18 protein-coding genes and 1 other annotated feature are annotated in these 21,957 nt (G+C 45.1%); of the genes, 16 read left to right on the top strand and 2 right to left on the bottom strand.

Annotated features, from left to right (window positions below; genetic code table 11):
- Positions 1-68: 68 nt before the first annotated feature.
- From lon to P8596_RS16800, 5 genes are all read left to right on the top strand, one after another.
- A complete protein-coding gene (lon, locus tag P8596_RS16820; RefSeq protein ID WP_224519402.1) occupies positions 69-2,393 on the top strand; it encodes an endopeptidase La in 2,325 nt (774 codons plus the stop codon).
- Positions 2,390-2,974, top strand: a complete 585-nt coding sequence (gene yihA / locus P8596_RS16815) for a ribosome biogenesis GTP-binding protein YihA/YsxC (protein ID WP_224519403.1) — start codon at positions 2,390-2,392, stop codon at positions 2,972-2,974. The genes lon and yihA overlap by 4 nt, the downstream gene beginning before the upstream one ends.
- Before the next feature lie 301 nt (positions 2,975-3,275).
- Positions 3,276-4,058: a transporter substrate-binding domain-containing protein gene (locus tag P8596_RS16810; protein ID WP_051758187.1), complete on the top strand. Its 783-nt coding sequence runs from the start codon at positions 3,276-3,278 to the stop codon at positions 4,056-4,058.
- Positions 4,059-4,142: 84 nt separating this feature from the next.
- Positions 4,143-4,790: an amino acid ABC transporter permease gene (locus P8596_RS16805; protein ID WP_034757145.1), complete on the top strand. Its 648-nt coding sequence runs from the start codon at positions 4,143-4,145 to the stop codon at positions 4,788-4,790.
- Between the two features lie 22 nt (positions 4,791-4,812).
- A complete protein-coding gene (locus P8596_RS16800) occupies positions 4,813-5,547 on the top strand; it encodes an amino acid ABC transporter ATP-binding protein (RefSeq protein WP_034757147.1) in 735 nt (244 codons plus the stop codon).
- A 48-nt stretch (positions 5,548-5,595) separates the two neighbouring features.
- Here P8596_RS16800 and P8596_RS16795 read toward each other — a convergent pair whose 3' ends face one another.
- Positions 5,596-6,081, bottom strand: a complete 486-nt coding sequence (locus tag P8596_RS16795) for a LiaI-LiaF-like domain-containing protein (RefSeq protein ID WP_061810221.1) — start codon at positions 6,079-6,081, stop codon at positions 5,596-5,598.
- Positions 6,082-6,480: 399 nt separating this feature from the next.
- On the opposite strand from P8596_RS16795, the gene hemA reads away from it, so the two are divergent.
- The 8 genes from hemA to ysxE all read left to right on the top strand — a co-directional run bounded on the left by hemA (position 6,481) and on the right by ysxE (position 15,285).
- On the top strand, positions 6,481-7,833 hold the full coding sequence (gene hemA, locus P8596_RS16790; protein ID WP_279724398.1) for a glutamyl-tRNA reductase: 1,353 nt from the start codon (positions 6,481-6,483) through the stop codon (positions 7,831-7,833).
- A gap of 15 nt (positions 7,834-7,848) precedes the next feature.
- Positions 7,849-8,682 (top strand): cytochrome c biogenesis protein, encoded by an 834-nt coding sequence (ccsA, locus tag P8596_RS16785; protein WP_034757155.1) that lies wholly within the window; start codon positions 7,849-7,851, stop codon positions 8,680-8,682.
- 17 nt (positions 8,683-8,699) lie between these two features.
- Complete coding sequence (gene hemC / locus P8596_RS16780) at positions 8,700-9,632, top strand: hydroxymethylbilane synthase (RefSeq protein ID WP_279724397.1); 933 nt, start codon at positions 8,700-8,702, stop codon at positions 9,630-9,632.
- Positions 9,632-10,414, top strand: a complete 783-nt coding sequence (locus tag P8596_RS16775; RefSeq protein WP_279724396.1) for a uroporphyrinogen-III synthase — start codon at positions 9,632-9,634, stop codon at positions 10,412-10,414. The genes hemC and P8596_RS16775 overlap by 1 nt, the downstream gene beginning before the upstream one ends.
- 26 nt (positions 10,415-10,440) lie before the next feature.
- Positions 10,441-11,415 carry a porphobilinogen synthase gene (gene hemB, locus P8596_RS16770; protein ID WP_034757163.1) on the top strand — a complete coding sequence of 325 codons (975 nt, stop codon included), beginning with the start codon at positions 10,441-10,443 and terminating at the stop codon, positions 11,413-11,415.
- A 55-nt stretch (positions 11,416-11,470) separates the two neighbouring features.
- The gene (gene hemL, locus P8596_RS16765) at positions 11,471-12,763 is read left to right on the top strand and encodes a glutamate-1-semialdehyde 2,1-aminomutase (protein ID WP_279724395.1); all 1,293 of its coding nucleotides are present in this window, start codon (positions 11,471-11,473) and stop codon (positions 12,761-12,763) included.
- Positions 12,764-12,903: 140 nt separating this feature from the next.
- On the top strand, positions 12,904-14,118 hold the full coding sequence (spoVID, locus tag P8596_RS16760) for a stage VI sporulation protein D (protein WP_224519410.1): 1,215 nt from the start codon (positions 12,904-12,906) through the stop codon (positions 14,116-14,118).
- 138 nt (positions 14,119-14,256) lie between these two features.
- Complete coding sequence (gene ysxE, locus P8596_RS16755; protein ID WP_224519411.1) at positions 14,257-15,285, top strand: spore coat protein YsxE; 1,029 nt, start codon at positions 14,257-14,259, stop codon at positions 15,283-15,285.
- A 35-nt stretch (positions 15,286-15,320) separates the two neighbouring features.
- Here ysxE and P8596_RS16750 read toward each other — a convergent pair whose 3' ends face one another.
- Positions 15,321-15,509 carry a YszA family small membrane protein gene (locus P8596_RS16750; protein ID WP_034760497.1) on the bottom strand — a complete coding sequence of 63 codons (189 nt, stop codon included), beginning with the start codon at positions 15,507-15,509 and terminating at the stop codon, positions 15,321-15,323.
- A gap of 164 nt (positions 15,510-15,673) precedes the next feature.
- Positions 15,674-15,901, top strand: a binding site (T-box leader).
- Between the two features lie 51 nt (positions 15,902-15,952).
- Between P8596_RS16750 and P8596_RS16745 the strand changes: the two genes are divergently transcribed.
- The 3 genes from P8596_RS16745 to P8596_RS16735 all read left to right on the top strand — a co-directional run bounded on the left by P8596_RS16745 (position 15,953) and on the right by P8596_RS16735 (position 21,868).
- Positions 15,953-18,604 (top strand): valine--tRNA ligase, encoded by a 2,652-nt coding sequence (locus tag P8596_RS16745; protein ID WP_224519412.1) that lies wholly within the window; start codon positions 15,953-15,955, stop codon positions 18,602-18,604.
- A gap of 131 nt (positions 18,605-18,735) precedes the next feature.
- Positions 18,736-20,046, top strand: a complete 1,311-nt coding sequence (locus P8596_RS16740; protein ID WP_279724394.1) for a bifunctional folylpolyglutamate synthase/dihydrofolate synthase — start codon at positions 18,736-18,738, stop codon at positions 20,044-20,046.
- Positions 20,047-20,155: 109 nt separating this feature from the next.
- Positions 20,156-21,868, top strand: coding sequence for a sensor domain-containing diguanylate cyclase (locus tag P8596_RS16735; RefSeq protein WP_254651898.1), 1,713 nt, complete (start codon positions 20,156-20,158; stop codon positions 21,866-21,868).
- The last annotated feature ends 89 nt before the right edge of the window (positions 21,869-21,957 follow it).

Below are 21,957 nucleotides of genomic sequence, written 5' to 3'. Positions count from 1 at the left end.
AGACACTCCCTAGTAAATAAGTTAGAATTGTACAAAGACTAGAGAAGCATAATTCGGAGGTGTTATATGTGGCAAAACAAAATAATTTAACGGTTCCCCTCCTTCCATTAAGAGGCTTACTTGTGTATCCAACAATGGTCTTGCATTTAGATGTTGGACGTGAGCGCTCCGTTCAAGCTTTAGAAAAAGCGATGATGGATGATCATTTAATTTTCTTAACGACTCAAAGAGATATGAATATAGATGAGCCAACACAGGAAGATTTTTACGAAATGGGAACATTGACAAAGGTTAAGCAAATGCTTAAACTGCCAAACGGGACCATCAGGGTGTTGGTTGAGGGAATGAATCGGGCGTCCATCACTTCATTCACTGAGCAAAAAGATTTCTACGAAGTTACGGTGAAGGAATTTCATGATTCTGAAGGGAAGGAATCGGAAACAGACGCCTTGATGAGGACGTTACTCAATTATTTCGAACAATACATAAAGCTATCAAAGAAAGTATCAGCCGAAACGTATTCAACCGTTTCAGATATTGAAGAACCGGGAAGGCTTGCGGATATCGTCGCATCCCATCTGCCCCTCAAGATGAAGGAAAAACAAAACGTCCTGGAAACACTCGATATTAAGAAGCGGCTTCAAATGGTGATCGAAACGATCAACAATGAAAAAGAAGTGCTGAGCTTAGAGAAAAAAATCGGGCAGCGTGTCAAACGTTCGATGGAAAGAACCCAGAAAGAGTATTATCTTCGGGAGCAAATGAAAGCCATTCAAAAAGAGTTGGGTGACAAAGAAGGTAAAACGGGTGAAATTGAAGATTTAACTTCAAAGATAGAACAGGCCAATATGCCTGAAGAAGTGGAACTTACGGCATTAAAGGAGCTCGCACGCTATGAGAAAGTGCCTTCAAGCTCTGCTGAAAGCTCTGTGATTCGAAATTACATCGAGTGGCTTGTTTCTTTACCATGGTCCACCGAAACAGAAGATCAATTGGACATCAAGCGTTCCGAACAGATATTAAACCGGGATCATTACGGTCTTGAAAAGGTCAAGGAAAGGGTTCTTGAATATCTTGCCGTTCAGCAGCTGACTCAATCCCTGAAAGGACCCATTCTGTGTTTGGCCGGACCTCCAGGTGTCGGGAAAACGAGCTTGGCCCGTTCCGTGGCTGAATCACTGGGGCGGAATTTTGTACGCATCTCCCTTGGGGGCGTCCGTGATGAATCCGAAATCAGGGGGCACAGACGTACGTATGTTGGCGCCATGCCCGGCAGGATCATCCGCGGGATGAAAAAGGCAGGTACGATCAATCCTGTGTTCCTTCTCGATGAAATCGATAAAATGTCCAGTGATTTCAGGGGAGATCCTTCTTCTGCAATGCTTGAGGTACTGGATCCCGAACAAAATTCAAACTTCAGTGATCACTATATTGAAGAGACATACGACTTGTCAAAAGTGATGTTCATTGCAACGGCAAATGACCTTTCAACCATTCCGGGACCACTCCGGGACAGGATGGAAATCATTACGATTGCCGGTTATACGGAGCTTGAAAAGTTAAACATTGCGAAGCATCATTTACTGGAAAAGCAAATCAAAGACCATGGATTGACCAAATCCAAGCTTCAAGTGAGAGATGAAGCAATCGTTGATATCGTCCGTTATTATACCAGGGAAGCCGGTGTAAGGAGCCTGGAGAGACAATTGGCCGCTCTTTGCAGAAAAACGGCGAAGATCATCGTTTCAGGTGATAAGAAGAGAGTCGTGATCACTTCAAGCAATATAGAAGAGTTCCTCGGAAAGAGGAAATTCCGTTACGGCCAGGCAGAAATAGAAAATCAGATCGGTGTATCAACTGGCCTTGCCTATACGACGGTCGGCGGGGATACCCTTCAAATCGAAGTATCCCTTGCACCGGGTAAAGGGAAGCTTGTTCTGACCGGGAAACTGGGAGACGTCATGAAGGAGTCTGCTCAAACAGCTTTCAGCTACGTACGTTCGAAGGCGGGGGAACTTGGGATCGATGAGAATTTCCACGAGAAACACGATATTCATATCCACGTTCCCGAAGGAGCAGTCCCGAAAGACGGTCCTTCAGCCGGAATCACGATCACGACGGCACTCGTATCTGCCCTGACAGGGAAATACGTGAACCGTGAAGTGGGGATGACAGGAGAAATGACCCTGAGAGGAAGAGTCCTTCCAATCGGCGGAGTGAAAGAAAAAACATTAAGTGCTCATCGTGCTGGAATTAAAACGATTATCCTTCCGAAAGATAATGAAAAGGATATAGATGATATTCCTGAAAGTGTGAGGGGAGAATTAACGTTCATCCTTGTATCCCACATCGATGAAGTCTTAGAGAAAGCATTAGTAGGTGAAAAGAAGTGAAAGTAAATCAAGTTGAGCTAGTCATCAGTGCGGTCAGGCCTGAACAATATCCTGGCGATATCCTTCCTGAGTTTGCCTTAGCGGGGCGCTCGAACGTAGGGAAATCCTCATTCATCAATAAAATGATCGGCAGGAAGAGCATGGCGAGGATTTCATCCAAGCCTGGTAAAACCCAGACGCTGAACTTTTATAAAATAGAAGAAACCCTCTATTATGTAGATGTTCCCGGTTACGGTTTTGCCAAAGTATCCAAAACGGAGCGGGAAGCTTGGGGAAAGATGATTGAAACCTACATCACTTCCCGTGAGCAGCTAAGGGCGGTCATCCTGATCGTGGACCTTCGTCATGCCCCGACCAAAGATGATGTGATGATGTATGATTTCCTCAAGCATCACGGGCTTCCATGTATCGTCATTGCCACTAAAGCGGACAAGATCCCGAAAGGAAAATGGCAGAAGCACCTGAAAGTCACAAGAGAAACCCTGAACATGGACAGCGAAGACGATCTTATCATGTTCTCTTCTGAAACAGGCCTTGGAAAAGACAAAGCCTGGGACGCCATCAAATCGTATTATAAATGATCTTGTAAAGAACCGATTTCCATTTATGGAGGTCGGTTCTTTTTTTACTGAAAAGTAGTCATAAAGAAGGTCTACCGAAGTCCGTATAAGGTTTTTTGGCCTATAGGATGAAAGGATATGAAAGGAAATGAAAGGATAGGGACGCATATGTATCCATATCAAAGCTGAATGGAGTTCATCCACCAAAATGGATAATTATAAGCTGTGGAAGCTATATTTGAATTTTGAGAATTTTCTCTTTTGTTGATAAAATTATGAAAGATTAAAAATATTACAAGCTACATAAGGGGGACTCTAGACAGTGAAGAATTTGAAAAGCCTGGTCTTATTAGTACTTGCTGCACTTCTTCTATCCGCTTGCGGAGACAAAGCTACTACAGAGAGTGGTGCGAAGTTAGTGGAGGAAGGCAAATTCGTTTATGCAGCTTCCGGTGAATTCAAGCCATTCAGTGTGACGAATGACGATGGAACCATGTCAGGTTTCGATATTGAAGTGGCAGAAGCCGTTGCGAAAGAAATGGGTCTTGAACCCGAGCAGAAGAAATTTAAATTTGCAGGAATTGTAGAAGGGGTCAAATCCGGACGTTTCGACGCGGCGGTAGCCAGTCATACGATCACGGAAGATCGTTTGAAGGAAGTAGACTTCTCAACTCCTTATTATTATTCAGGTCCACAGATTTTCGTCCGTAAAGACAGTGATGTTGAAACCCTGGATGATTTGAAGGACAAGGAAATTGCTGTATCAAAGGGATCGACGTACTCAGATACTGCAAAGGAAGTAACGGACAAAATTCAGGCATATGATAGTGACGTTGTGGCACTTGAAGCGTTAAACAAAGGAAAACATGATGCCGTCATCACAGACTTCATTACAGGTAAAGAAGCGATTGCTTCTGGCCTCAACATCGAAGCACGTGAACTGATCGGACGCAGTGAGCAGGCGATTGCCGTCAGTAAAGACAATGAAAAGCTATTGAAGGAAGTCAATCAAGCTCTTGAAGCATTAAGAGAAGACGGTACATTGAAGAAAATCAGTGAAAAATATTTCAAAACAGATATTACATCAGATCCCGAGAAAGAGTAAGAGCAGCATGACACAGAGCGAATGTGCTTCTATGCGCATTCGCTTTTTGTCTTAAAGTGGAAAAAATCGAACGGAGGGAAGTCCATGCACTTTTTAGAAACCTTTGCAGGTACATATGATGTTTTTCTGAAAGGGATGCTGTTAACATTCCAGTTAACCTTTGTTTCTGTCCTGATTGCGATTGTGATCGGTCTGTTTTTCGCTTTCCTGAAGATTTCAGGGATCAAGCCTTTGTCCCTGATTGCGGATTTATACATTTTCGTTGTAAGGGGTACACCATTAATCGTTCAAATCTTCATTTTCTATTTCGGTTTGACCTCATTGAATATTTCAGGCTTCTGGTCGGTCGTTATGGGTCTTGCTTTCCATAACGGGGCTTATATCGCAGAGATCTTCCGGGGAGCCATTCAGTCCATCGACAAAGGGCAAATGGAAGCCGGGCGTTCCCTTGGGATGTCCCTTGGATTGTCCATGAGAAGGATCATCCTTCCACAGGCATTCAGGCGTGCCCTGCCGCCCCTGGGTAATCAATTCATCATTGCATTGAAGGACTCATCCCTTGCTTCATTCATCGGGATGTTCGAATTGTTCAGCGTGGCAACGACACTCGGATCGAATAATTTTGATTATATGACCTATTTGCTCGTCGTAGCAATCTATTACCTGGTTCTTGTCTTACTATTCTCAACGATTGTCAATGTAATTGAAAAACGTATGTCCATCAGTGATTAAGAATGACGCAGGAGGGATGAGTATGAGTCAGGAAATGATTAAAGTAGAAAAATTAAATAAATCCTTTGGTGATTTGCATGTATTAAAGGACATTGATATCAGCGTAAGGGAAAGTGACGTGGTTTGTCTCATTGGCGCCAGTGGATCTGGGAAGAGTACACTGCTTCGCTGCTTGAACTTCCTTGAGCTGAAAGATAATGGGAAGGTTGTCATCGAAGGCGATGAAGTCAACCAGGATACCCATGATTTGAATAAAATCCGTCAAAAGGTAGGGATGGTGTTCCAGCATTTCTATCTTTTCCCCCACAAAACCGTATTGGAAAATGTGATGGAGGCACCGGTGTACGTAAAGGGTGTCTCTAAGGCGGAAGCAAGGAAGGATGCCAAAGAGCTGTTAAAGAAGGTCGGGCTTGGGGATAAAGAAGATGTCTACCCGTCCAAGCTTTCCGGGGGACAGAAGCAGCGTGTCGCCATCGCCAGGGCACTTGCGATGAAGCCGGATATCATGCTGTTCGATGAGCCCACCTCTGCACTTGATCCGGAATTGGTCGGTGAGGTACTCGCTACCATGAAGGAGCTTGCTTTAGAAGGGATGACGATGGTCGTCGTGACACATGAAATGGGATTTGCCCGTGAAGTGGCCGACTGGGTCGTCTATATGCATGATGGACGCATCGTCGAAGTGGGACCCCCTCAGGAATTATTCCATTCTCCAAAAGAACAGAGGACGAGAGAATTTTTGGACTCGGTTCTTTAATAAATGAAAAAAAGCCCGGATGCGATTCCGGGCTTTTTCACGTTTTGCCTACTTTTTTCTTACAAATAATAAATAGACACCGATACCGATAATGATAATGGGCCAGAATTCCCACGCGCTTCCCACGCTTCCTTCAATGAAACCGAACCATCGCACCACTTTATCAGAGAATAGGAGAATGATAGAGAGTGTCAGAAAGAGCACTCCTTGAAATAAGCCGGCGCGTGTCTTCTGATATCTGAGAAGAAAACCGAGGGCGATGATGAGGATGAAGGTCCCCATATGATCCGGCCAAATGTCAAGCTTGTTGACCACATGGAAATGCAGGCCGAATCCGACCAGGATCGTACCGGGAAGGATGGCTTCATAATCCCTTCCCCCGTATCCCTGACCGAGAAACGCGAGTCCGACAATGATAAGCAAAGTGGGCCACGTGAAAAATTCCTGAAATAATACAATGTTCGCTTGTTGTAAGTAAAAGTAAGCTCCAAAGCCAATTAAGATGATTCCGGGGAATATTCGCTGCTGTTTCATTCTTTTCCTCCTGAAAATTAGTGAAATTTCGGATTTAATTCCTATTTTTTAAGGGAAAATGACACATAATATGAAAAATCGATCCCTTTGTTCCGATGAATCGTGAGAAAGCTTTCCATTACTTGATTCTTTAGGCTTGTTTTGGTACCCTACATTAGTAGGCAAATGTCGAAATATAAAAGATTTAAGAAGAATTGAAAATGCTTTCAAGCTTCTTTCTTTCTTCTACTTAAATGTAATGATGAAAGTGATGTTTCGCAAGTCCCGGAAGAATCATTCGATTCTACCCCCTTAACTGTAGCACAGGTTTCAATTTCTGTTCACATTTCAGGGCCTGAGGACTTATTTGGACATGTTATAATAACAGTAATGATTTTACTTGGGGGTGTAGTGCATAGCATGTATACAATAGTCGTTGGTTTAAATTATAAAACGGCCCCTGTAGAGATTCGTGAGCGTTTATCTTTCAATGAAACTGATCTTCCTTTAGCCATGAAAACATTAAAGGAAAAGAAAAGCATCCTTGAAAATGTGATTGTTTCTACATGTAATAGAACGGAAGTTTATGCGGTAGTGGATCAGCTTCATACAGGTCGTTATTATATTAAAGAATTTTTATCTCAATGGTTTGAGATAGATAAAGAGGAGTTCACACCTTATCTGTTCATTTATGAACAAGAAGGAGCGGTCGAACACCTGTTTAAGGTTGCCTGTGGATTGAACTCCATGGTCCTCGGGGAAACTCAGATTCTTGGTCAAATCCGTTCAAGCTTCCTGAATGCCCAGGAGTCGGGAGCGACGGGTACCGTATTTAATCATCTGTTCAAGCAGGCGGTGACGGTTGCGAAAAAGGGTCACTCGGAAACAGAGATTGGTTCCAATGCGGTATCAGTCAGCTATGCAGCCGTTGAATTGGCTAAAAAGGTATTCGGCAGCCTGGAGGGTAAGCATGTCCTCATACTTGGTGCAGGGAAGATGGGGGAGCTTGCCATCAAAAACCTTCATGGCAGTGGAGCCACCAAGGTGACCGTGATCAACCGTACGTATGAGAAGGCCCAAACCCTGGCAGAGCGTTTCAGCGGTAATGCGAAGACGATGCAGGAGCTTCAATGCGCCCTTGTAGAAGCGGATATCATGATCAGTTCTACAGGAGCAAAGGATTTTGTCATCACGAAAGAAATGATGTCCCATGTGGAAAGCATGAGGAAGGGCCGTCCCCTATTCTTGGTGGACATTGCCGTACCGAGGGATTTAGACCCTGCGATCGGTCAGCTCGAGAGCGTATTCCTTTATGATATCGATGATCTGGAAGGCATCGTCCAGGCAAACCTTGCTGAACGCAAAAAAGCTGCTGAGCAAATTGAAATCATGATTGAAGCGGAAATCGTGGCGTTCAAAGAATGGTTGAATATGCTCGGTGTGGTTCCGGTCATCTCTGCCCTTAGGCAGAAGGCACTCTCCATCCAGGCAGATACGATGGAAAGCATCGAACGTAAAATGCCTGATTTAACCGATCGTGAACGTAAAGTTTTGAATAAGCACACGAAGAGTATCATCAATCAGTTATTAAAAGATCCGATCCTCCAGGCAAAGGAATTTGCCGGGCTGCCGGATGCTGAAGATAAGCTGGATTTATTCATCAACATTTTTAACATTGAACAAGAAGTGATAGAGCAGAAACAAGTGAAAGCAGCCAACGAAAAGACTGAGAGCAATCATGGCTTTACACCACAACCCTCTTTTCAAGCATAAGTGAGGTTAATGTCGATGTTTGAACAAACGATGACTAGGCTGCACGAACTTATGATTGTTCTGTATGCTATTAGTATTCTCTTTTATTTTATAGATTTCTTAAACAAAAACCGGAAGGCGAACCTGTTTGCCTTCTGGTTACTTGCGATTGTTTGGGTCCTTCAAACAATCTTTTTATTTCTATACATGATGAATACAGGCAGGTTTCCGGTCCTCACCATCTTTGAGGGACTTTATTTTTATGCCTGGGTGCTCATCACCCTGTCCCTGATCATCAACCGATTGCTAAGGGTGGATTTTACTGTCTTCTTTACAAATGTACTCGGTTTCATCATCATGGCGATCCATACCTTCGCTCCCGTTCAGGTGGAGTCCCAAGCGATGGCAGAACAGATGGTATCGGAGTTACTGCTGATTCACATTACGATGGCCATCCTGTCATATGGGGCCTTCAGTCTTTCCTTTGTGTTTTCTCTTCTTTATCTCCTCCAGTTTAAATTATTAAAGGAGAAAAAGTGGGGGCAGAGGTTATGGAGAATCAGTGATTTGTCCAAGCTTGAGAAGATATCTTATATCTCTAATTCCATCGGGGTGGCGATGCTTCTGTTGAGCCTGATATTGGGGCTGCAATGGGCATACATCAAACTCCCGGAATTTCTATGGTATGATCCAAAGATCGTGGGATCATTCATTCTATTAATTTTATATAGCATGTATTTATACCTTCGCATTAAAAAGAATGTCTTTGGTAAATCATTAGCGTTTCTTAATGTTGCAGCCTTCTTGATTATATTAATCAACTTTTTCCTAGCTAGTCGGTTGTCTTCATTTCATTTCTGGTATTCATAAGTTTTCAGGAGGTCATTATGAGAAAAATCATTGTTGGTTCAAGACGAAGTAAATTAGCCCTTACCCAAACCAATTGGGTGATCGATCAGTTGAAGGCAATCGACCCTTCTTACGATTTCGAAGTAAAGGAGATTGTGACGAAAGGGGATCAGATTCTGGATGTCACCTTATCCAAAGTCGGCGGTAAAGGATTATTTGTAAAAGAAATCGAGCAGGCGATGCTGGATAAAGAAATCGACATGGCCGTTCACAGTATGAAAGATATGCCGGCTGTTTTGCCAGAAGGACTGACCATTGGAAGCATCCCGGTTCGTGAGGATCACCGTGACGCGTTTATCAGTAAGAATCATGTTGCCCTCAAAGACCTCCCTGGCGGAGCGATCGTCGGAACGAGCAGTCTTAGGAGAGGGGCTCAGATCCTTTCTGTGAGACCGGATCTTGAGATCAAGTGGATCCGCGGCAACATCGATACACGCCTTTCCAAACTTCAGAATGAAGATTACGATGCCATCATCCTGGCAGCGGCGGGACTATCGCGCATGGGATGGACGTCGGATGTCGTAACGGAATTCCTTGATCCGGACCTTTGCTTGCCGGCAGTCGGTCAAGGGGCCCTTTCGATCGAGTGCAGAAATGATGACGATGAAGTTCTTGAACTGCTAGAGAAGTTCGCGTGCGAAGAGACAACGAGTACCGTGACGGCTGAACGAGCTTTCCTGCATAAAATGGAAGGTGGCTGTCAGGTGCCGATTGCGGGATTTGCCGAGCTGAAGGACAATGGAGATGTTGCATTGACCGGACTTGTCGCTTCTCCGGACGGACAGACGATCTACAAAGAATACATGACGGGTCAGGATCCGAAGGAAGTTGGAGAAAAAGTGGCTGAAAGTTTAACAAAACAAGGGGCGAAAGCCTTGATCGATCAGGTGAAAGAGGAGCTGGATCAATAATGAAGGGTAAGAGGCCTTTAGAACAAATAAAGGTTTTGATTACTCGTGGCAGTGAGGGATCCAGTGAAACCGGGTCGCTCATTGAAAACGAGGGAGGGGTGCCCATCTTGGTACCGCTCCTTCATTTTCACCCCCACATAGATCCGTTGGAATTATCGCTTCACACCACCTTACATACATACGAATGGATTATCTTCACCAGTAAAAATGGGGTGAAGTTCTTCTTGGAAGCATTAGAAAGAAGGGGGATCCCTTTATCCTCTTATACGGGGAAATTCGCGGCCGTCGGGACCAAGACGGAGCAGTACTGTCATAAATTCGGCATACCGATTTCATTTGTCCCGGAAAATTTCACAGGCGATGACTTCGCCGAGGAGTTCATTTCTAACGTGAAGCCTGATGGTCACGTTCTGATTCCAAAAGGGAATCTGGCAAGGAATGTGATTGCAACGGAATTGGCCTCAGCAGGAGTCAGCTGTCAGGAATGGATCGTCTATGAAACGGCCCTTCCAGAGGACAGCTTTGTCCAGTTGAAAACGATCATTGAACAAGAACAAGTGGATATCATTACATTTACGAGTTCATCGACGGTCCATCACTTTATGAAGGTCATCCGTCACTATTCCCTCTATGATCATATCAGGGACATTCCCATTGCGTGCATCGGCCCGATCACAAAAAAAACCGCGGAGCAATACGGATTACATGTAAAAATCTGTCCAAGCGTTTATACTGTAAATGAAATGGTGAATGAGATGAAAGAGTTCATCTCTGCCTGTTAGCTATCAAACATTAGGAGGCTTTTATTATGAAAGACCTGCAATTTAATCGACACCGCCGCTTACGTCAATCGGAAACGATGCGTGCGCTCGTGCGGGAAACACATCTAAGAAAAGAAGATCTAATTTACCCGTTGTTTGTCGTGGAAGGGGAGAACATCAAGAATGTCGTTCCATCCATGCCGGGTGTTTATCATATTTCCCTCGATAATTTACAAGCTGAAATGGATGAAGTGGTTTCACTCGGGATCAAGTCCATCATTCTTTTCGGTGTTCCTGCTGAAAAAGACGAATTGGGGAAACAGGCGTATCATGACCATGGAATCGTCCAGGAGGCAACGCGTTTTGTGAAGGAGCGTTACCCGGATCTTGTTGTCATCGCCGATACGTGCCTCTGTCAATATACCAGTCACGGTCACTGCGGGATCGTCAAAGACGGGAAAGTCCTGAATGATGAAACCCTTGATCTGTTGGCCAAAACAGCGGTCAGCCAGGCTGAAGCCGGTGCAGACATCATCGCTCCGTCCAACATGATGGATGGATTCGTAGCAGCCATCCGTCACGGGCTGGACGAAGCAGGCTATCATGATGTGCCGATCATGTCATACGCTGTGAAATATTCATCAAGCTTCTATGGTCCTTTCCGTGATGCGGCTCACTCAACACCTCAATTTGGAGATCGCAGAACGTATCAAATGGACCCTGCGAACCGCATGGAAGCCCTAAGAGAAGCGCAGTCTGATATGGAGGAGGGTGCCGACTTCCTTATCGTGAAACCGGCCCTTTCGTATCTGGATATCATGCGTGAAGTGAAAGACCGTTTCAATGCACCGGTTGTCGCCTATAACGTAAGTGGGGAATACAGCATGGTGAAAGCAGCGGCTCAGAACGGCTGGGTGAACGAACAGGAAATTGTCATGGAGAAACTGACCAGCATGAAACGTGCAGGGGCAGACCTCATCATTACGTATTTTGCAAAAGACGTAGCAAACTGGTTATCCTAATTGGTGGAGAATTCCTGTCAGGATGACTGAACGATCACTAAAGGAGGAACCGATATTGCGTTCATATGAGAAATCGAAACAAGCATTCAAGGAAGCTGTAAAGCTCATGCCCGGCGGAGTGAACAGTCCCGTCCGTGCATTCAAATCCGTTAAGATGGATCCGATTTTCATGGAAAGGGGAAAAGGATCGAAAATCTATGATATCGATGGGAATGAGTACATCGACTATGTCCTTTCCTGGGGTCCTCTCATCCTTGGTCACAGCAATGACCGGGTTGTGGAATCCATTAAAAAAGTGGCTGAAAACGGAACGAGCTTCGGTGCTCCAACAGAAATTGAAAATAAACTGGCTCAACTGGTGATCGACCGGGTGCCAAGCATCGAGATCGTCCGTATGGTGTCTTCAGGTACGGAAGCGACGATGAGTGCCCTGCGGTTGGCCCGTGGATACACCGGCCGCAATAAGATCATCAAGTTCGAAGGCTGTTACCACGGTCATGGCGATTCTTTATTAATTAAAGCGGGCTCGGGTGTCGCGACACTCGGTTTACCGGACAGTCCCGGTGTTCCTGAAGGGGTTGCAAAGAATACGATCACGGTGCCTTACAATGATCTGGAAAGCATCCGTTATGCCTTCGAACAATATGGTGATGACATTGCCGGTGTGATCGTCGAGCCTGTAGCCGGAAACATGGGTGTCGTCCCTCCACAACCGGGCTTCCTGGAAGGCCTGCGTGAGGTAACGGAAAATCATGGAGCACTATTGATCTTCGATGAAGTCATGACGGGCTTCCGTGTCGGCTATGGCTGTGCACAAGGCTATTACAATGTGACGCCTGACTTAACCTGCCTTGGTAAAGTCATCGGCGGGGGACTTCCTGTCGGGGCATACGGCGGAAAAGCGGAAATCATGGAAAGGATCGCGCCGAGCGGACCGATTTATCAAGCCGGAACCCTTTCAGGGAATCCGTTAGCCATGACCGCTGGATACGAAACGCTGAGCCAGCTCACTCCAGAAACGTATACCGAGTTTGCGCGTAAAGCAGATCTACTGGAAGAAGGCTTGAAGAAAGCTGCGGAAAAATATAATATTCCTCACAGAATCAATCGTGCAGGCTCCATGATCGGGATCTTCTTTACAAATGAAGAAGTTTCGAACTACGAAGGTGCCAAGTCATCCGATCTTGAGATGTTTGCCGACTACTACCGTGAAATGGCCCATGAAGGGGTCTTCCTGCCACCTTCACAGTTTGAAGGACTTTTCTTATCGACAGCCCACAGTGATGACGATATCGAAAAGACGCTGCAGGCAGCGGAAAGAGCGTTTGAAAAAATCAGTAAGAAGTAATGGTAGAAGCCGATCCTTTTGGGATCGGCTCTTTTTTATGGATTTTCGTTTTCCTATCATATTCCTTCTTTCCGTTTCATAAAGTGATAATGGCATTGTTTACTATTTCTTTGTTTGGAACCTGAAAGGAGGAATTTTCTTTGTCACAAGAACAACAATCGTGCTTACGATTTTCTTTGGAAGAATCAATTTGGTTCAAAAAAGGACAGGAAGTTGAAGAATTGCTATCTATCTCCTTAGATCCTCATATAACGATACAAGAACAAGAGCAGTACGTACTTATCAGGGGCAGCCTCGATTTGACGGGTGAGTATTTACCGACATCACTTAGAGAAGAAGAGGAAGATGAGTTCGAAGCAGGCGGGAAGTTCGTGCAGACAGTGGAAAAGAGGGAGAAGGGTGAATATGAATTTGTCCACAGGTTCCCGGTGGATGTCACAATCCCGAAAAATAGGATCGCGAATCTGGGGGATATTGATGTATTCGTTGAGTCATTTGACTACATCGTCCCTGAAAATGCCTGTTTAAAGCTGAACGCTGACTTGACCATCACCGGTATCTACGGTGAACAGCAGGCTCACACTCCTCTTGAAGCAGAGTATGAAAGAGAAGAAGAATTCGAGCCTCTTTACCGCTCAAGTGCCGTAGCCCAAGCAGAAGAAGTGGAAGAGGCGGAAGAAGAAGTCGAAACCGAAGAAGAAGAAAGAGAAGAAGTGTACGAATACGAGAACTATCATGAAGAAGAAATCACAGGTTATGCTGAAGAAGACGAGGAAGAAGAGGACCAGGATGACGAGTATCAGCCGTTTAATCTGGAGGGAAGGACTCCACCGGCTGAGCAGGAAGATGAAATTCCTGTCCAGATTCAATACGATACACAGCCGGCTCCTTCCTATGAGGAAGTCGACTACCGGAAAGAGAATGTATTCCAGCTTCCTCAGCATGAGCTGAGTGAGTCGTCTGAAGAGCAGCCTGCTGAACCGAAGGCCGCTTATACGCCGCCTCCAGCACCTAAGTACAAGGAGCAGGAGATGGAAGAAGAAGAGTCCTCCTCCTCATCAGCCGTAGAAGCAGAGATGGAAGAGGAAGAAAAGGAAGAAAAGAAAAAGGCGAAGGGCAAAAAGAAGTATGAATCCATTTCATTGACTGATTTCTTTGCCCGGAAAGAAGAAGAACGGGGAGCGACTCTTCGGGTATGCATCGTCCAGGAGGGAGAAAACCTGGATTATATAGCGGAAAAATATGATTTGACCATTCCACAGCTATTAAGGGTGAATCAACTCGAAGCGAATCAGGACGTATATGCCGGTCAGGTTCTATATATCCCGAACAGCGAATTCGTTTTCAAGGGATAAAGGAAAATAGCAAGGTCGCTCCCATCAGAGGACCATAGAAGCGAGTCAAAGTATCATAGTGGAATTGACGGGGCTGACACCAAATTCATTGGGGTTGGTCCGTTTTTTTTAGAAAAGTAATCGTAGAAGGTGAGAGAAATGGCGCAAACGCTGGAGGGATTGAAGCCTGTCTTGCAACCTTATGGGGTCGAACCTCATTTTGTTGAAAGTTACGGAAGGATTTCGAAGGTATTTTCAAATAAAGGCACTCTGGCCGTCAAACAGCTTCCTGCCCAAAATGGCGTGGACTTTGTCCGGAATGTACAAATGCTGTTTCAGCGGGGCTATAATCGGATCGTCCCGATTTATCCCACCCTGGATGGCCGCTATGCTGTGTGGAATCAGGGGGATTTATACTACGTCATGCCGTGGCTGATGAACCAGGAAAGAGAAGATCAGTTTGAAAAGCATCAAAAGATGTTCAGGGAATTGGCGAGGCTCCACACTCTTTCCTCCCACGAAGTGAAAATCGATAAGGAAGAGAGAGAATCCCATTATGAGCAGCTTACGTCGAGATGGGATAAAGAGCAGGCGTTCCTGGATGAATACGTGGAAGCATGTGAAAAGACCACCTACATGTCCCCTTTTCAATTTCATTACTGCATGTATTACAAAGATGCTTCACAAGCGTTGAAGTTTTCCCGTAAAATGCTGGATGAATGGTATGAGGAGACGAAGGAGCTGGAAAAGGTAAGGACCGTGATCACTCACGGAAAGGTTTCGACGGAGCATTTTTTATTCGATGAAAGGGGCTTGGGGTATTTCCATAACTTTGAGAACTCCAAGATGGCGTCTCCTTTTCATGATTTGCTGCCGTTTTTATCGAGAACCTTGAAGACCTATCCTAAGTATTATGAGGAATGTATTGAATGGCTCACCACCTACTTTCAGCATTTTACCGTCCGGAATGAAGAGAGGCTCCTGTTCATGAGCTACCTGGCATATCCGAGCTCCGTCATTGCCGTGGTGGAAAAATACTTCCATACCCCGAAGGATAAGCGGAATGAACGGAAGTCCCTGAAGAAACTGCAACGTCACTACTGGCTCTTGAAGAATACTGAATACGTGGTCATGCGTCTCGATGAGATGGAGAAGCAGAAGAAAGAGCAGGCCGAACAGGCTGAATAAAAAAAGGACTGACGAATCCACTTTTCGTCAGTTCCTTAAATCCAATCAAAATATATGGCGAGGCCGATACCGATAAACAGGGTTAACAGAAGGACGTCAAACGTGGTCGGGAGCAGAATCGTGCGGATACCTTGGAAGATGGTAAAGGGTATGATGAATTGCTTACATATTAATCGGGCGTTCCCCATCCATTTCTGTAACGTGTACTGGTTGATTTTTTTCATCATCATCCACTCACTTTCCTGGGTGTATTCACTACTTTATCTTATGAAACCGGGATGGAATGGTGCCTATGTATGGGCAAAATGAATATTTTTCAATGAAAATGCCAATAATGATTGACGAAAGTTTATCTTATCCTATACTATAATGAGTAAATAAATAATCATGAAAAGCAATGAACAGGAAGAGTACATTGATCCTTACGTTCAGAGAGGAAAATCGTTTGCTGAGAGATTTTCTACGATAAGACATTGGAAGGTCGCCTGTAGAGCTGTTTCTATGAAATGAGAGTAGTAGAAGCCGGTTAAAAGCCGTTATAATCGTCGAGAGTTCAGGAGTCTTCTTTCTCCTGAGAAAAAAGGTGGTACCGCGAATGGAATCCTTCGTCCTTTTCACAGGACGGGGGATTTTTTTATTTTTTTAGAACGATATAGGAGGAAATCACATGGAAACTCAAGATCAACAATTATCAATGCCAACTAAATATGATCCGAACGCCATTGAACAGGGCCGGTACAAATGGTGGCTCGAAGGCAAATACTTCGAAGCGACAAACGATAAGGAAAAAGAACCTTACACCATTGTCATCCCTCCACCGAACGTAACGGGGAAACTTCATCTTGGCCATGCCTGGGATACAGCATTACAAGACATCCTGACAAGAATGAAACGTATGCAGGGGTACGATGTACTATGGCTGCCGGGTATGGACCATGCCGGGATTGCCACACAGGCAAAAGTGGATGAAAAACTCCGCAGTCAGGGGATTTCACGCTATGACCTCGGTCGTGAGAAATTCGTGGAAGAAACGTGGAAATGGAAAGAAGAATATGCCGAGCACATCCGCCAGCAGTGGGCGAAAGTCGGGCTGGGACTCGATTACAGCCGCGAGCGCTTCACACTTGACGAAGGTCTGTCCGATGCCGTTCAAAAGGTATTCATCGATCTTTACAATAAAGGATTGATCTACCGCGGGGAATATATCATCAACTGGGATCCTGCGACAAAGACGGCACTATCCGATATCGAAGTCATTCATAAAGATGTACAGGGTGCATTCTATCATATGAGATATCCATTGGCTGACGGAAGCGGCCACATTGAAATCGCCACAACCCGTCCTGAAACGATGCTTGGGGACACGGCGGTTGCCGTACACCCTGAAGATGACCGCTACAAGCACCTGATCGGAAAGAACGTCATCCTTCCAATCGTAGGACGTGAAATCCCGATCGTCGGTGACGATTATGTGGATATGGAATTCGGTTCCGGAGCGGTGAAAATCACACCTGCCCATGACCCGAATGACTTTGAAATCGGTAACCGTCATAATCTGGAACGCATCCTCGTGATGAATGAAGATGGCACGATGAACGAGAAAGCTGATAAATATAACGGCATGGACCGTTTTGACTGCCGCAAGCAAATTGTGAAGGATCTACAGGACTCCGGTGTATTGTTCAAGATTGAAGAGCATATGCATTCAGTTGGGCATTCCGAGCGTAGCGGGGCGATTGTCGAGCCTTACCTTTCAAAACAATGGTTCGTTAAGATGGATTCCCTGGCGGAAAAGTCAATCCAACTTCAAAAAGAAGAAAATAAAGTAAACTTTGTTCCGGACCGCTTTGAAAACACATATCTTCGCTGGATGGAAAATACACGCGACTGGTGTATCTCCCGTCAGCTCTGGTGGGGACACAGAATTCCTGCCTGGTATCATAATGAGACAGGGGAAATACATGTAGGAGAAGAAGCTCCTGAAGATTTGGAAAACTGGACACAGGAAGATGACGTACTGGACACATGGTTCAGTTCTGCACTATGGCCATTCTCTACATTAGGCTGGCCGGATACAAACGCAGAAGATTTCAAACGTTATTATCCGACAAGTACCCTTGTTACAGGCTATGATATCATTCCTTTCTGGGTTTCACGGATGATTTTCCAAGGGTTGGAGTTTACTGGAGAGCGTCCTTTCAAAGATGTATTGATTCACGGATTGGTTCGTGACGCTGAAGGAAGAAAAATGAGTAAATCTCTTGGCAATGGTATTGACCCGATGGATGTCATCGAAAAATACGGTTCCGACTCCCTTCGTTACTTCCTGACAACGGGAAGCTCACCAGGACAGGATCTGCGTTTTTCATTTGAAAAAGTTGAGTCGGTTTGGAACTTCGCGAATAAGATCTGGAACGCATCCCGTTTTGCCCTGATGAACATGGATGGCATGACATACGACGAAATCGATTTATCAGGTGAGAAGTCTGTTGCGGATAAATGGATCCTTACCCGATTAAATGAAACGATTGAAACGGTGACGCGCCTGGCAGATCGTTATGAGTTCGGTGAAGTTGGACGCTTACTATACAACTTCATCTGGGATGATTTCTGTGACTGGTACATTGAAATGGCGAAGCTACCTCTATATGGCGAAGATGAAGCGGCGAAAAAGACGACCCGTTCCATCCTGGCTTACGTTCTCGACAACACAATGAGACTGCTGCACCCATTCATGCCGTTTATTACCGAGGAAATATGGCAGAACTTGCCGCATCAAGGCGAATCGATCACTGTAGCGGCCTGGCCGACGGTTGATGATAAGCTGACTGACAAAGGGGCAGCAGAAGAAATGAAGCTTCTCGTTGACATCATCCGCGCCGTACGAAATGTTCGTGCAGAAGTGAACACGCCGATGAGTAAACAGATCAACCTTATGCTGAAAGCCAAGGATGCACATACCCTGACGATCATCGAAAAGAATCAATCGTATATCGAGAAATTCTGTAATCCGGAAAAGCTTGAAATGGGAACGGATGTAGAAGCACCGGAAAAGGCGATGACGGCAGTCGTGACAGGCGTGGATCTGTACCTTCCACTAGAAGGACTGATCAATATCGAAGAAGAAATCGCACGACTTCAAAAAGAACTGGATAAATGGACGAAGGAAGTATCCCGTGTCCAAGGCAAGCTTAACAATGAAAAGTTTGTAAGCAAAGCCCCTCAGAAAGTAGTCGACGAGGAAAAAGAGAAAGAGAAAGATTATTTAGAGAAACAAGCGACTGTAAAAGCGAGGATCGAAGAGCTTAAATCGCTTTAATGTGATTGAATAAATAGAAGGTAAGGAAGAGGGCTTTAAAATCGGGTCTAATTGACAGGGGGGAACCCTCATCAACCAGGCCTGGATTGGGGCCCTTTTTCTAATGAAGCCTATGTGGGAGTGAAAAATTGATGAATTATGAACAAGCTGTCGCGTGGATCCACTCAAGACTCAGACTTGGAATCAAGCCGGGGTTGATGCGGATGAATCACCTGTTGGAGGAACTCGGGAACCCTCACCAAAAGCTGAAAACCGTCCATATTGCCGGTACGAATGGAAAAGGGTCCACCGTAACCTATTTGAGGAATGTGTTACAGGATTCAGGATACAGAGTCGGAACGTTTACCTCTCCTTATTTTGAACGTTTCAATGAACGGATCAGTATGAATGGAGATCCCGTCAGCGATGGTGATCTGACGCTGCTTGTCGAAAAGATTAAGCCTATCGCGGAAAAAATGGAACAATCGGAATGGGGTGCGCCCTCTGAATTTGAAGTCATCACGGCCATGAGCTTCTATTATTTTGCAGAGTTACAGCCCGTCGACCTCGTCCTTTATGAGGTGGGACTCGGAGGAAGACTGGATTCGACGAATGTCATCATTCCCATGGTTTCTGTGATCACGAGCATCGGTATGGATCATATGCAGTTTCTTGGGAACAGTTTGGAAGATATCGCATTTGAGAAAGCGGGAATCATCAAGCACGGTGTACCTGTCATTTCAGGGGTCCATCAACCAGAAGCAAGGAACGTCATCAAAGATACAGCCCTTGAAAAGGAAAGTGAGCTATTTCAACTTGGGCAGGATTTTACTGCCGAGCGTGTCGCCTTGTTGGATAAAGGGGAAAGATTCGAGTATGGATCTCCCGTGCAGCATGACGAGTTCGATCTTTCCATGATCGGAACCCATCAAATCAATAATGCAGCCCTTGCCATCAAAGTCGCCGAGCTCCTTGTGAAAAATCAGGAGATGAAAATAGAACCGGAACACATCAAGACAGGATTAAAGAAGGCATCATGGCCGGGGAGGATGGAGGCATTATCCGCTACACGTGAGATTTACATTGATGGTGCCCATAATCCAGAAGGGGTGGATGCCCTTGTGAAGACGATCAACGAACGTTTCCTTCATAAAAAAGTGACCGTCCTTTTCTCGGCACTTCACGATAAAAAGTTAAGACCGATGATCTCTCAATTGGAAGAAGCCGTGGATGAGATCGGATTTACGACCTTTGATTTTCCAAGAGTGGCATCGGTTGAAGAACTTTACGAAGCTTCCGCGCACCCAAAAAAGGCAAAAGTCCATGATTGGAAGGAGTATCTTGAAGAGAAAATCACCGTCATGGAAGAAGATGAAGTCCTGCTCATAACAGGCTCCTTGTACTTCTTATCGGAAGTGAAACCATATTTACTTCCTTTATTGGAAAATTACAGAAAAAAGTAAGTGACTTTATTGGGGTGCTTTGATAAAATATTCTTAAACTTGTGACTATTTAACTAGTATAGTATGATCAGACTATATAAAATTCATTGTAAACCTATGGGGGATAGATATGACGTTACCATTGAAAAAAAAGCTGTACATATTGCTGGCATGGCTTGCGGTTGTACCGGCTGGTTTATATTTTACATATCAATACTATCCTCCTGAAAATATTGCAGGAAATGAGCTTGAGTTTATAACATTGGTGCTATTTGCCACTTTTATCCCCCTTATGCCGATCGTGATCAACGGTGCGACCATTTTCTTCATCCAGTGGGTGACACTCGTCGGGTTCATCAAGTATGGTCTATTTATTGAGATCGTATTGATGCAGTTCTCGATCATCCCCTTGCTCATCAGGCTCCGGGTGACGAAAAGCGACTGGCACAGGATTCCATTGAATTCACTGATGTTCTTTTTGGTTTCATATATCAGTGGGCTGATCTATTTTATGGTGGGAGGGGAAATCGCCGAAAGGGAACTCGGTCAGCTGATCTTACCGATCCTTTGTTATCAGATCGTATCCATTATGATCAATCAGGTCCTCCTCCTTCTCTATCATCATTATGTGGCTAACAATGACGTGCGTTTTTACAGTAAGGACTTTATATGGGATTTCACCGCCAATATGATCATGTTCCCTCTTTCTCTCTCACTCTACTATTTGACATTTGAACTGGGGGCGTTTGCCTCGTTGCTGATTGGAGTCCCGTTCGTGAGTCTCTCCATCATCTTAAAGCTCTATAATTCATCTGAGAATATCAATGAATACCTTCAAAAAGCAGGGGAAATCGGTCATCAACTCACAGAAAGCCTAAAGGTCAAAGAAGTCCTGGATATTTTCATCGAGAAAATCATCGAGACCCTCCCTGTCGAATATGCGTATATCCTCGATTGCCATGAGGAGGGGTTGGTGCTTCTCAGACGTTTTGAAAATGGGGAAATGAAATCGAATAACCTGCGTCCCCTCAAGAAAAATCAGGGGATCAGCGGAGTGGTCTGGGAAACGGGGAAATCCGTCCTGTATACGTCCCGGTCGGAATGGACCGACATCGCTGAAGGGTATATGCCGGAGGATGTGGAAAGCGTGTTATGCGTGCCCATCGTCAGGAGCCAGAAGGTGAGGGGAATCCTCCTTCTCGCTTCCTCCAAAAAGAAAGCGTATGAGAAATTCCAATTGATGATCGTCGATATCCTATGCTCCTATTTCGGGATAGCCATAGCCAATGCAAGGCACCATGAGCGGACGAAACAGAACAGTGAACGATGCGCTCTTACTGGCCTATACAATTACCGCTACTTCGAGGACCTTCTTTCCATGGAATACAATAATCTAGAGGCAGGAAAGAGAAAGAACCTGTCCCTCATCATGCTGGATCTTGATCATTTCAAAGTGATCAATGATAACTACGGGCACCAGAGCGGTAACGAAATCCTGATACAACTGGCCGAACGCTTACGCGCGTTGATTTCCACTAAAGGAACTGTGGCAAGATACGGAGGGGAGGAATTTGTGATCCTCCTTCCCGACACGGAACGGGAAGAGGCACTCCGCATTGCAGAATATGTCAGGGGCACGATTGCCAATCAGCCGTTCACGCTCCATGACAGCCTGGACGAATCCAACAAGCAGATGATGGTAAGAATTACGGCGAGCATAGGTGTATCGACTGCTCCCCAGGATGCAGACGACACCATGGCACTGATCCGTCATGCCGACCGGGCGCTCTATACGGGGGCGAAGCAGGCGGGGAGAAATCGGGTGGCGCAGTATGTGAAATAAGGAAAAGGATGTCTAAAGTAATCGTGGACATCCTTTTTTAATTGAAAATATCATTGTGTGAGTATTAAGTCCTATTAAAATAGTATGGA

The sequence above is a fragment of the Rossellomorea sp. DA94 genome (assembly GCF_029834455.1).
Taxonomy (GTDB): Bacteria; Bacillota; Bacilli; order Bacillales; family Bacillaceae_B; genus Rossellomorea; species Rossellomorea vietnamensis.
The sequence above is the reverse complement of the archived record's forward strand: the minus strand, read 5'-3'. Positions and strand labels throughout refer to the sequence as shown.